Annotated in this window: 10 protein-coding genes; 8 read left to right on the forward strand and 2 right to left on the reverse strand. The window is 42.4% G+C overall.

Going from position 1 to position 12,300, the window contains the following annotated elements; genetic code table 11:
- The first annotated feature begins 171 nt into the window (after positions 1-171).
- The 8 genes from BBW65_RS03875 to BBW65_RS03915 all read left to right on the forward strand — a co-directional run bounded on the left by BBW65_RS03875 (position 172) and on the right by BBW65_RS03915 (position 11,167).
- Positions 172-4,956: an autotransporter outer membrane beta-barrel domain-containing protein gene (locus BBW65_RS03875; protein ID WP_066339979.1), complete on the forward strand. Its 4,785-nt coding sequence runs from the start codon at positions 172-174 to the stop codon at positions 4,954-4,956.
- Positions 4,957-6,131: 1,175 nt separating this feature from the next.
- The gene (locus BBW65_RS03885; RefSeq protein ID WP_066339982.1) at positions 6,132-6,761 is read left to right on the forward strand and encodes a carbonic anhydrase; all 630 of its coding nucleotides are present in this window, start codon (positions 6,132-6,134) and stop codon (positions 6,759-6,761) included.
- Positions 6,728-7,555, forward strand: coding sequence for a 3-deoxy-8-phosphooctulonate synthase (gene kdsA, locus BBW65_RS03890; RefSeq protein ID WP_083986050.1), 828 nt, complete (start codon positions 6,728-6,730; stop codon positions 7,553-7,555). The genes BBW65_RS03885 and kdsA overlap by 34 nt, the downstream gene beginning before the upstream one ends.
- A 9-nt stretch (positions 7,556-7,564) precedes the next feature.
- Positions 7,565-8,032: a 6,7-dimethyl-8-ribityllumazine synthase gene (ribH, locus tag BBW65_RS03895; protein WP_066339987.1), complete on the forward strand. Its 468-nt coding sequence runs from the start codon at positions 7,565-7,567 to the stop codon at positions 8,030-8,032.
- Positions 8,033-8,452: a transcription antitermination factor NusB gene (nusB, locus tag BBW65_RS03900; RefSeq protein WP_066339989.1), complete on the forward strand. Its 420-nt coding sequence runs from the start codon at positions 8,033-8,035 to the stop codon at positions 8,450-8,452.
- Positions 8,431-9,105: an orotidine-5'-phosphate decarboxylase gene (gene pyrF / locus BBW65_RS03905; RefSeq protein WP_066339992.1), complete on the forward strand. Its 675-nt coding sequence runs from the start codon at positions 8,431-8,433 to the stop codon at positions 9,103-9,105. Before nusB ends, pyrF begins: the two co-directional genes overlap by 22 nt.
- Positions 9,102-9,929: a pantoate--beta-alanine ligase gene (gene panC / locus BBW65_RS03910; RefSeq protein ID WP_066339993.1), complete on the forward strand. Its 828-nt coding sequence runs from the start codon at positions 9,102-9,104 to the stop codon at positions 9,927-9,929. The genes pyrF and panC overlap by 4 nt, the downstream gene beginning before the upstream one ends.
- Complete coding sequence (locus tag BBW65_RS03915; protein ID WP_066339995.1) at positions 9,920-11,167, forward strand: hypothetical protein; 1,248 nt, start codon at positions 9,920-9,922, stop codon at positions 11,165-11,167. The genes panC and BBW65_RS03915 overlap by 10 nt, the downstream gene beginning before the upstream one ends.
- A 6-nt stretch (positions 11,168-11,173) precedes the next feature.
- Here BBW65_RS03915 and BBW65_RS03920 read toward each other — a convergent pair whose 3' ends face one another.
- Positions 11,174-12,028 (reverse strand): hypothetical protein, encoded by an 855-nt coding sequence (locus tag BBW65_RS03920; RefSeq protein ID WP_066339996.1) that lies wholly within the window; start codon positions 12,026-12,028, stop codon positions 11,174-11,176.
- On the reverse strand, positions 12,009-12,284 hold the full coding sequence (locus BBW65_RS03925; protein ID WP_066339999.1) for a glycosyltransferase family 2 protein: 276 nt from the start codon (positions 12,282-12,284) through the stop codon (positions 12,009-12,011). Before BBW65_RS03925 ends, BBW65_RS03920 begins: the two co-directional genes overlap by 20 nt.
- Positions 12,285-12,300 lie beyond the last annotated feature (16 nt).

Genomic DNA, 12,300 nt, shown 5'->3' on the forward strand with positions numbered 1-12,300 from the left:
CCCACAAACGCGATAAATAGGCGTTTGTAGCAAAAGGGCTTTCATCGATTTGCTTCCACGACAATACACTTTTTGTAATTTTTTTTGATTTGAAATCTTTTGTCATTAACTTTTCATATACAATCGTATAGTCTCAGACGATGAGAGATGTTTCAAACAAAGGAGATTGATATGAACTCAATCAGACAAATAGCGAGGGGGGGGGGGATTAACAAAGCTTATTCCTCTAAGTTTTTCAAGCCTATCGTTGCCACTTCTTTGGCTCTAGCTCTCAGCACTTCTTTTGCAAGTGCAAATCCCGTCTCTTGTCCTACTAGTGGCAGTGCGGTTTGTTGGGATACAACTGCAGGAACAAATTTTCAGCAATTCACAACCCTAAAGATTGAGCCAAAAGATGGCTCAGAATTCAACAAACTGCAATTTTCCGCTCTAACCACCCCTATCACTGACTTCACTCTCAAATTTATAAAAAATGGTGGTGGCACTCATTCAGGAGATGCCACCACAGCCTCTGTAGGTGGAAAAAAAGCCCAACTCAAACTCACTAACGAAACCAAAGGACTCCAATTAGGAAGTGGAGATAGCACTCTCACCATTGATTTTGGAGAGCATGCAGAGCTTGTAGGTCAAACTATGAAAACAGATACTTACCACAAAACTTTTTTAAATTTTAATGGTGTGACAAATGGCACTGCTCTCAAAGGCAATCTTAAAGTCATAGTTGGGCATTCTCTTAATAATTCATTAAATGCTATTTTCAAAGGAAATATGGAGGGCAATATTGAGATTATTAATGGTGATTATAATGGAAACTTGAAGCTTAGCACTGAAGCAACATTCACCTTTCAAGAGGGAGCAAAGCTCAAAGGAAATCTCACTACAAAGCTTATGAGCCACACAGAAAAATACTTCATTTTTGAAGGCGAAAATGGGGGGATTGAGGGGAATATCAAAACTTATGGACACAATAGTCCAGGAGAAAAATTTATAGGAAGTCCAAAAGGAAGTAGCACTAATGTCAATATCACTTTCAAAGAATTTAACAATTCAACCAATTTCATTAAGGGAAAAAATGGAAATGAGGGGACAATCTTAGCTGAAGCTGGAATTGCAGTCACTACAAGTGGCGATACCAAGTATAACAATGCTCTAAATCGAATCCTTTTCCAAAACAATGGAAAAATTGGAGAAGAGGGCAAACTTGTTAGCATCATTGCATCATCAGCTTATAAATCTGATGGAATTGAGGAAGCCAACAATTCAGCAGGCACAAAAGCCAAAAACCTCATTCAATTCCAAAAAGATGCCACTCTTCATCTTAACAACCTACAAGCCAAAGGAACCAAGCAGGGTGATCGCCACAATCTTATCAGTCTTGAGGGTGGAAACAACACTCTAAAGATTAGCACAATCCAAGCAGAGAGTTCTGGTAGGAAAAATTTCATCGGCAAGGGGTTTTTGAAATTTAAAGATAAAATAAGTAACCCTGATGCCAAAGATTTGATTGTCGATACAACAGCCACAACCACACCCAAAACAGCCAACATTGCCACAGGCACACTCACTGCCGAAACTATCATTAGCAAGGGTGGTGGGCAAAATACGATTCTTATAGAGGAGTTAGTCGTCAATAATGGAATCTTTGCAAATGCTAGCTCTAGCAACACTATCTTTGTTGGCAGTGGCAATAGCACAATAGGAACAAATGGGATTGATAATCAAGGGGGAGCTACTAGCAGTAATCGCAACTATGCTATTTACACTGGAGCTGGTGGCACCAACGCCATCACCCTAGAAGATTCTGCCAACCTCACCATAAAAAAGAACATTGAAACAGCTGATGGTGGCACAACAACTTTCAATCTCAATGGCACCAACACCACTCTCACCCTAGAAGGTGCAGCCAACACAATCACCACTCTTGCTACTAGCGGATCAGGAAACGCAACAATCAATCTTGGCACTTTAGCAGAATCTGCCACCACTCCCAAAGCAACAGGGGTTTCTCTCAAAGTCAAAAGCGACATCGGCAACGCTGCAGGGAATCTCGCTTTTAGTTTCAATACAGATAGCTCGAAAATAGAAGCTAATGGTGATACCAACAAAATCACCACCACAGGAACAGGCAAAACACATTTCAATCTCAACAATGCCAATGCCACAATAGAGCAGGCAATTGAGAGTAGTAATGGAGGAGAAACTACTATTAGTTTCAACAAAGATTCCACCCTCACCCTCACAGGCGGAATCACAGCAAAAGGATCTACTGCTGGTGGTTTGACTTCTATCATCATAGGACAAACTAGCACCCCCACACAAAAAGTCGATGCCATTATCAAAGGAGAGGTTAGCACACAGGAGAAAGGAAGCACAACCATTAGCTTCAATAGCAAAGATTCAAGTTTCACACTTAAGAATGGTGATGCTCTAAAAGACATCGCCCACTCTGCAGGCACACTTGCAATCAACTTCAATAGCGAAAATGGAACTTTCAAAAACAAAGTTACAACAACAAGTGGCATAACAAAGATTCAAGTCACTGCAGGACAAGGAGAAAAAGGCAATAGTGGAATCTTTGAACAAGAGATTGCAAATAGTGGTAGCGGAAGCACTACGATCCTTTTGGGAGCAACAGCAGGAGAGAATGGCAAAGCCACCCTCACACTTCAAGGTGCGAACAATACGATCAGCACCCTTACTGCCAATGTTACAGAATCCACTCTGATTACACAAGGTGCAGGCACAACAACAATTGCAAATGCAGTAAGTGTAGATAGTGGCAAAACCCTCAATCTCGAAGTTAAGGGGCAAAAGCTTAGCTTTACAAATGCACTTAGTGGAACTGGAAACATTAATGCGATTCTTAATGGAAGTTCAGCAACTAATGGCGTGCTTACATTAGCCAATCAAACCAATAAGCTCAACACTCTCACGGTAACTAATGGTAATAGTGATAGTGATAAAAAATATGGAAAGTTAGTTCTTAATGGGGCTAGTGAAACCACTACTACTTTTGCAGGTGATGTAAAAGTTGGTAAATATGCAGAGCTTGCCATAGAGCTTGGTAAAAAAGTTACTTTGGCTCTAGAGGGCAGTGAGAATAGAATCACTTCTCTATCGCTTGGCAGTGATGTTGCAGCTCAAGGAGATGATCCCACACTTCAAGTAGGCAAAACAACAGGCACAAGCACGACAACAATTAGTAACGCGGTGAGTGTGAGTGGAGCTAACAAAGTTTTAAATCTCAATGTCCAAGGCACAGGAGCAGAATCAGGCAATACACTGATTTTTGAAAAGGGACTTAGCTTCACTACGGGCGGAGCAATTAATGCCACTCTTGGAAATGGTGCGACTCTTGCATTGAGAGGAACAGACAACAAAATCACTTCACTATCAAGAGAGGCTAGCTCTAATGACAAAGTCGCCATAGTGGATATTTCTAGTGAGAACAACAACACTGGTGACACAGCTACATACAACACTCTCACGATCGGAACTGCTGGTGATAGCACAGGATTGTCAAATCATAGCTACACTTTCAAACTCTATGCTTCCAAAACCAAATCTAGCAACAACACTTACGCAGATCGCGTTGTGATCGAGAGTGTTCAAGAAAAAAATGAGAATCTTCAAACGCTTGAGCTTGTCGTCAAAAATGGCGATACCACAGAGCTCAACAACATTGCTAGCGGAAAAAATGGCACAACAGAAAAAATCGCCCTTGCCATAGTAAAAGGAAAGGGTGATTCTGCGGTAGCTCAATTCAAAACAACAGCAAACACAACTAGCGATGGCAAAAACTTCATAGCTGTATTGGACACACAAGAAACCGATTCCGATGCGAAAACAGGAAGCGATTACACCACCTACTTCTTGAAAAACATTCGCTTCTCTGGAGCAAGTGAAGTGACCCAAAAAGTCTCTTCCTCTGCCCTCGCACTCAATTTTGATTTATTCACAGCTAACTTCAACTCTATCAACAAGAGACTTGGAGATCTCAGAAACAACCCCTACAATCAAGGGGCTTGGGCTAGAGTGTTTGGTGGAAGTCAAGAATCTAACTTCGGTGCCAAAGTCGAAACAAGCTATGTGACTGCACAAGGAGGCTATGACTATGCACTTGATTTGGATAATGCCAAAAACTACATAGGTGTCGCACTCTCTTATGCCACATCATCTGGGAAAAGCCTCACACTCAAAGACAAAGATGGTGCTAGTCGAAGTCTAGATGACATCAAATCTGGAGCTTTTGAAGTGGCGGTATATAACTCCTACATCAGCAATGTAGGCTTGTATAATGACACGATTGCCAAATTTAGCTACATCACTTCTGATTTCAAAATCAGTGGTGGATCTAGTCACGCAAACACCCCTGCTTTCTTACTCTCCAATGAAGTGGGCTATCGCTTTGCCCTAGGTGCAGGCAACGATTGGTTTATAGATCCGCAAGTGGAATTGGGATTGGGATATATTGGTGCCTCTCATTTCAATGCCAAACTTGGCGAGAGTGATCTCAAAGCCACCCAACAATCAGTCCTCCTTGTGCGTTCTCGTGCAGGTGCGAGTTTTGGCAAAGAGTTTAGAGGTGAGGATTGGGCGACTTCACTCTATGTGGGGACATTCTATGAATACGATGTCATCAATGGAGGGAAAAACAAAATCACTTTTGCCAATGAAAACTTGGCAACACCTACAGAATCCTACACTTCCAATGGACGCTTCGTGCTAAATGTCGGGACCAATGTCGAAGTGGCAGAGGCAACAAGAATTTATCTTGATGTTGAGACAAACTTCGGAGACACATACAAAAAGCTCTATCAAGTGAATGTTGGAGCAAGATATAGCTTCGGAGACAAAGCCACAAAAGCTACAATGACAGACAAAGAGGACAACAAAGCACCTCTCAAAGTCCAAATAACAGAGGAGCAAGAGGAAGCCAAAGGATCCTCCAACTAATCCACTCAAGCCTCCCGCTTGAGTAGCAGATCAAAAGTGAGGGGCAAACCCCTCACAAATCATCAAACCCTAATCCTCCATTTAAAAACTCCAAAAAATATGAAACCTCACTATTTCAATATAAGCACAAACAACTGCTAACCAAACTAACCTTGTAGAACCAAAAAAGATTCCAAGTCAATGTAATCTTGAACAAGCCTTGCTAATGCAATGCTGGGGTTATGGGGGTTGTTAAGGGGGATAAGGGGAACGCTGCCCTAAGTTCCCCTTGCCCCCCTTAAGAGAAAAAGCAAAGTAAGATTTGATGATTAAGAAGCGTGCTTCTGCAAAAGCAACTTAAAAAAGAAGTATGAGGGAACAAGCAATGCAAAAACTGCGTAAGAAAATTTACAAGGGGGGAGAGGCATTGGGAAACCCCAACTCAATCTAGCCTCCGTTTAGGACTTTCTTCCTTGTATATTTTTGCTGTGTTGAAGATTAACTAAAACTTTGGCTAGATTGAGTATAATGCCTCTTTAACGAATTAGTATTGAGCTATCAGCTCAAGAATAGCTTCTGCTAGCTCTACCAAAGCTAGTAAAAGCCTTATGATGAGAATAAATATATCCATCATCACCACCTCCTTCCACAAGGAAGCGTCCTTCTCCAACACAGAGATGATTATACAAAATCAAAACTTCAAAAAAACTCACTATTTCATACAATCACGGCAAACAAGAATCAAACTCAAAAACTCAAAGAATCAAAACAAAGTCAAAGCAATGTGGGTAACACACAAAAAGCGGGCAGGGGTTTGGGGGATTTTAAGGGGGATAAGGGGGTGCCTCGCAATAAACCCCCTTATCCCCCCTCAAGAGAGATCCTAGGGGATTCTAGAATTGCATAAAGGGTAGTTTGCTCAAAGCAACTTCAAAAGAAAGAATCCAAGCCAAGCCAACTCAAAGAAAGAGAATCCCAAGAGATTCTAGAATCCCCCAAAGCCATAGCCCCCCACCCCCCACAAACAAAGCTCCAAAATCGATTCCCTCAAGTTTGGGTTGCTTTGGTTTTGTATAATCACATTTGTGTCAGAGAGGGATGTCAAGAAATCCCACAAGCTTGACACCAAAAAGACAAAAAAACAAAATGAGTTGCTATAATCATTTTAGTTTAAATTCAATTCAAGGAATCAATATTTGGAAAAACTCATTCAAGGGGCGATTAAATTTCAAGAAGAAGACTTTCTAGAACATCAAGAGCTTTATGAAAGTCTGCAACGCACGCAAAATCCCGAGACACTTTTCATCGGCTGTGCGGATTCTAGAGTCGTACCTAGCAAAATCACCAACACCAAACCCGGAGAGCTTTTTGTCATCAGAAATGTGGGCAACATCGTCCCTCCGTATGCACAACACAATCATTTCATCTCTATCACTTCGGCGATAGAATACGCAGTGATGGTGCTCAATGTCCAAAACATCATCGTTTGTGGGCATAGCAATTGCGGGGCTTGTCAAGCTATCTACAATGACATCAGCGATGAAACCAGACATCTCAAAAAATGGATCAGGCTTCTAGAGCCCGTGCGTCATCAAGTCGATATCCTCAAGCCCAACTCATTTGCCAAACGCATTTGGCTCACAGAGCAAATCAACATCGAAGTGCAAGTGGATAACCTCCTCAACTACCCGTTTATCAAAAAAAAGTGGGAGGAAAAGCAACTTAATATTTTTGGTTGGTATTATATAATCCCGACTGGAGAAATAATGAATTATGATTTGCACACAAAAGAATTCAGAGTGATCAAACCAAAGGAAGAACAATGATACTAATGAGCGGACCTTGCGTCATCGAAAGCTATGAAAATCTCTCAAAAGTCGCGAGTCTCCTTGAGCCAATCGCCAAAAATCCAAAAATTGATTTTTATTTCAAATCAAGCTTTGACAAAGCCAATCGCACGAGCCTTGATTCTTATCGTGGTCCGGGGATTGAGGAGGGCTTGGAGCTTCTATCCACAATCAAAAAAGAATTTGGCTACAAAATCATCACCGACATTCACGAATCCCACCAAGCCCCACTCATCGCCAAAGTCGCTGATGTGATCCAAATCCCTGCATTTCTATGCCGTCAAACCGATTTGATTGTCGCTGTTGCCCAAACAGACAAAATCATCAATATCAAAAAAGGGCAGTTTATGAATCCGCTAGATATGCAATACAGCGTGCTCAAAGCCATCAAAACGCGAGGGGGGCAAGAGGCGACTTATGAGGAGAGCAAAAGGCTAGGAGTGTGGCTCACAGAGCGTGGTAGCACTTTTGGCTATGGCAATCTAGTCGTGGATATGAGAAGTCTTGAGATTATGAGGAGATTTGCTCCTGTGGTTTTTGATGCCACTCATAGCGTGCAAATGCCCGGTGGAGGGGGCGGCAAAAGCAGTGGAGATCGCTCTTTTGTCCCATTGCTCTCTAGGGCTGCAGCGGCGGTGGGTGTTGATGGGTTTTTTATGGAAACGCATTTTGATCCATCAATCGCCCTAAGCGATGGACCCAATATGATCCCCACCCAAGAGCTCAATCCGCTCATTGAGAAACTATTGCTCATCGATTCTATTTCACACTAAAGGACTATTATGCAAATCATTCAAGGCACACTCCAACTCAATGGCACAGAAAAAGTAGCCATACTCTCAAGCCGATTCAACCACATCATCACAGATCGATTGATCGAGGGGGCAAAAGACTGCTTCCTGCGTCACGGAGGGGAGGCAAAAAACCTCTCTCTAGTCTTGGCACCGGGTGCTTATGAACTCCCCTTTGTGCTCCAAAGATTGCTACAAAGCGACAAATACGATGGGGTTTGCACTCTTGGGGCTGTCATTCGTGGAGGGACTCCACATTTCGACTATGTTTCAGCAGAGGCGACAAAAGGGATTGCCAATATGGCACTCCAATACAACAAGCCTGTGAGCTTTGGTGTGCTTACGACAGACAACATCGATCAAGCGATTGAGAGGGCAGGGAGCAAGGCAGGAAACAAGGGGTTTGAAGCGATGACTTCCCTCATCGAGCTTATCAATCTTTATGGTGCGTTGCAATAAATGGCGACAAGAGCTCAAGCTAGGGAAGCTGTTGTGACACTGCTCTATGCCTATGACAGCGGTAATGAAAACATACTCTCTGAAGCACCAAACCTATTGGAAGAAAAAAAGATCCGTAACAAACAACAAGAGTTTGCACTTGGGCTACTCAATGGCGTTTTGGGTGCTTTGCAAACTCTAGATGACAAAATCAGTCTGCACCTCAAAGAATGGGATATCGAGAGGATTGGGAAAATCGAGAGGGCGATTTTGCGTTTGGGGGTTTATGAGATTTGTTTCACTTGCACAGACGCACCAGTCATCATCAATGAAGCAATCGAACTTGCCAAACTCTATGGCAGCGATCACGCTCCACGCTTCATCAATGGGGTTTTGGACGCTATACAAAAGGAACATAAGTGCAGCTCTGTGTCGCATTAGATATGGAATCTAGGGCACAAAACTTAGCCCTATTGGACAAACTTAGCTCTTTTGAGATTTGGGTGAAGGTGGGTTTGAGGAGCTTCATCCGCGATGGCAAGGAGTTTTTGGAGCAAATCAAAGCCATCAATCCGCGTTTCAAGATTTTTTTGGATCTCAAACTCTATGATATTCCCAACACTATGCGAACCGCCGTTGAGGAATGCAATCATTTGGGGATCGATCTCCTCACGATCCACGCAAGTGCAGGGGTTGAAGCAATGCGTGCAGTCACAAGTCTTGGTGGAGACAAACCCCTCATCTTTGCAGTCACCGCCCTCACGAGCTTTGATGATCCAAGCTTTGTGCCAGTGTATAATGCCCCGATTCAAACCCACGCCCAAACTCTCGCTCTTTTGGCTCAAGAGGGAGGGTGCGATGGTGTCGTGTGCTCTGTTTTTGAAAGTTTGCACATCAAAAACACAACTTCTCTCCTCACGCTCACGCCGGGCATACGCCTAGATTTGCAACACACTCAAGACCAAAAACGCGTCGCTACGCCTAGAAATGCCAAAGAGGCTCTTGCAGACTTCATCGTGGTGGGGCGTCCGATTTATAATGATGCCAATCCTGCAAAAATCGCACAACAAATCCTTGATGAGATCGCACAATGAAAATCCTCAAAACAATAAACGATTTGCTGATTTGGCGTCAGGCGTTGCAAAATACAAGCGTGGGGTTTGTGCCGACGATGGGGGCGTTGCACCAAGGACACCTCAGCCTTTTGCAACAAGCAAAGACACAGAATCAACACACACTCCTAAGCATTTTTGTCAATCCCACACAATTTGGGGCTAATGAAGATTTATCACGCTACCCACGCACGCTAGAGCAGGATTTGGAAATGGCACAAAGTTTGGGGATCGATGCAGTCTTTATCCCAGAAATCAGCACGATGTATGCTTCCAATGATGAAATCACTCTCAATCCCCCAAAGCAAATGGGCTATGTGTTTGAGGGTTTTCATCGTTTGGGGCATTTTGATGGCGTTTTGCAAATTGTGCTCAAGCTTTTCAATCTCGTGCGACCTACGCGTAGCTATTTTGGGCAAAAAGACGCACAGCAACTCCTGCTCATTGAAAAAATGATCAAAGATTTGTTTTTGGATATTGAGATCGTGCGTTGTCCGATTGTGCGTGATAGCGATGGTTTGGCACTTAGCTCAAGAAATGTCTATCTCTCCAAGCAAGAACGCACTCTAGCACAGGCGATCCCCCAAACCCTCCAACACATCCAAGCACTCATCCAGCAAGGAATCACCGACACACAAACACTCAAAACCCAAGCTCTTGCTAGACTTACAAACCTTGAAGTGCAGTATCTTGCGTTTTGCAACCATTCCCTAGAGGAAATAAGCCACATTATCCCCAACCAAACCATTGTGCTATTGACTTGCAAAGTCGGCAATACGCGATTATTGGACAATCTATGGCTCTAACCCCCACACTTTTACGCGTTTGCACATCGATTGCTTTGTTTGGTATCCCCCTACTCTCTTCGCTCAAGGCTTATGATTCTATTGATGAGGCTCTCAAAAACGGGGTGACAAAAGGAGACATCGGGCTTTTCAACGATTATTACAAACCCAAACACTCCATCACCGCACCGCAAACTCTCGGCTACATCCAAGACGCTTATTTCCTTGCTTTGACGATGGGGATCCAATACCGATCGGCTTTTTACAAAAATATGCGATTTGCAGTGGGATTTCGTGGAGCCTATCCGATTTGGCAATGGCATACAAACTCAGATTGGGGACCCTCTAGCAATCAAGGGTATATCAAAAGAGGAGACATCTCTCTAGATTTTGATCCACTCAACCAAATGCTTTTGAGCGATACTTATATGGAATATTTTGATGGGGATACGAGTATCAAGGGAGGGAGGTTTGCTATCCAAAATGAGTGGATTGACAATCAAGTCGATGGGATTTGGATACGCAATCGCTCTTTGGAAAATCTAATGCTTGAGTTTTTTTGGTTTGAGCGTTATGGGGAGGCAAGTGCGACGCAAATGTCGGGATTTGTGGAGCCAAACGACAACTACAGCGGGTATTTTTATACCGCAGTCAAATACTATCTCCAAGATATTTTTTGGGCGAAGTTTTATACCTTTGCCTCGTATTCTGTCGCATTTGGTATGGGTGCAAGTGCGAATGCAGAATACAAGTTTTCCAACTCAAAGCTAGGGATCAATCTCAATAGTGCGGGAAGTTTTGAGTTTAGAAATGGTGCAAAAGGGGGCGATGGTATCGATTTTGACACGCGATTCTACATAGAGGGCAAAGTCAAGGATGTGACGATAGGATTTAATGTAGGGTATATCCAAAGTGGGAAATATAGCGGTTGGGGAAGCCTCAATTTCATCAACAATACGATTTCTCCTTTGGGGATTGGCAAGGTTTTATCTAGTGGCATCACAGATACGACGCTTTTTTATGGGACGCTTTATACAGAGATTGATGCTGTGTCTGTCTCACTGCTTTATGGCACGGCTTCCTTTGTCAATCCGGCTTTGAGTGCTTTGCACCATCGCCAAAACGAGGTTGATCTCACCTTTGGCTTCAATTTCACGCAAAATGTGCAAGGGTTTTTCAATCTCTACAATACACATTTGGGCAATGACGCAATCCCCAATATCACCCAAGTGCAAGGGGGCGTGAGCCTGTATTTCTGATCTAGCTTATGATTGGATGCGAAACATATTTTTGAGCTTTTTAAGCAATGCAAACACTAATGGGAAATAAAAAGCCATTCTAGAACCAAAGCGTATTTTGGAAGAATAGGGAAGAAGTTGTTTGCACATAGCACGACAATCTCTAGGATCCGCCCCAAAAGTCAATCCCCCAAAAGCATAAATAGCTCGATGTTCAATCATTCTAGTCAATATCTCTTTCATTTCCTTGCTTAAATTTGTATTTTTCAAAAATTCATCCATAACAAGACAAATGATACAAGCAGAATAAGCAAAATTATAATGTCTCACCTCATAAGGAGTCTGAAAAACACAAACAAGATCACTTAGAGATTCTGGGAAACTGATATCTTTTGATTTTGATGTCCTGCTCAAAGTGTGCTGACTAATAGAGTTTGGGCGTATGCGATATACACATAATTCAAGATGAGAAATGATAATCTTTGAAGACAAAGCAAAGAGCTGCATTCCAAATGGAGCATCTTCTGATTCAATACCTTCTATAAATCTAAGGTTATTCTGTATCAAAAAATCAAAATGAACCATTCCACACCAAGCCCAAGAAAAAGAAGGTGGTTCTGGAAGACTTGCAAAAATCTCCAAACCATCATATATGCATTCTTCTTTCAAACCAAGCTCTGCAAAAGTATTAGAACTACTCATCTCTTGAGTCTGCTCATTGTAGATTGTAAGACTATGCCACACCACCTGTGCATCAAATCCTTCAGCCAATTCTAGACATTTCTCGATACAATCAAGCCTCAAATAATCATCACTATCCAAAAAATGCAGATAATCGGGGAGAGATGTTAATCTTGTATGCTCATAAATACCCCCCCCCACCTATTTTGCAAGACAGATAATCCAATCCTGTATTTCTAGACGCACTCAAACCCCTATTGTGATCGTGAGAAATCAATACAACTCTAGAATCTTTGTCAAAATATTCTTTTGCAATTTCAAAGCTTTTATCCGTTGATGCATCATCAACCAAAACAATACAAAGATTTTTATAGGTTTGATGAATGACAGATTCCAAACACTCTCTAAGATATTTTTCAACATTATAGATTGGAATCACAATCGCAACTTTTTTCATTTCAAACACCTCGCTA

The sequence above is a fragment of the Helicobacter enhydrae genome (genome assembly GCF_001693335.1).
In the GTDB taxonomy this organism is placed as follows: domain Bacteria; phylum Campylobacterota; class Campylobacteria; order Campylobacterales; family Helicobacteraceae; genus Helicobacter_G; species Helicobacter_G enhydrae.

Coding starts and splice junctions, on each gene's coding strand:
- BBW65_RS03875 (WP_066339979.1), top strand. CDS start 172: ATGAACTCAATCAGACAAATAGCGAGGGGGGGGGGGATTAACAAAGCT.
- ribH (WP_066339987.1), top strand. CDS start 7,565: ATGCAAATCATTCAAGGCACACTCCAACTCAATGGCACAGAAAAAGTA.
- nusB (WP_066339989.1), top strand. CDS start 8,033: ATGGCGACAAGAGCTCAAGCTAGGGAAGCTGTTGTGACACTGCTCTAT.
- panC (WP_066339993.1), top strand. CDS start 9,102: ATGAAAATCCTCAAAACAATAAACGATTTGCTGATTTGGCGTCAGGCG.
- BBW65_RS03915 (WP_066339995.1), top strand. CDS start 9,920: ATGGCTCTAACCCCCACACTTTTACGCGTTTGCACATCGATTGCTTTG.
- BBW65_RS03925 (WP_066339999.1), bottom strand. CDS start 12,284: ATGAAAAAAGTTGCGATTGTGATTCCAATCTATAATGTTGAAAAATAT.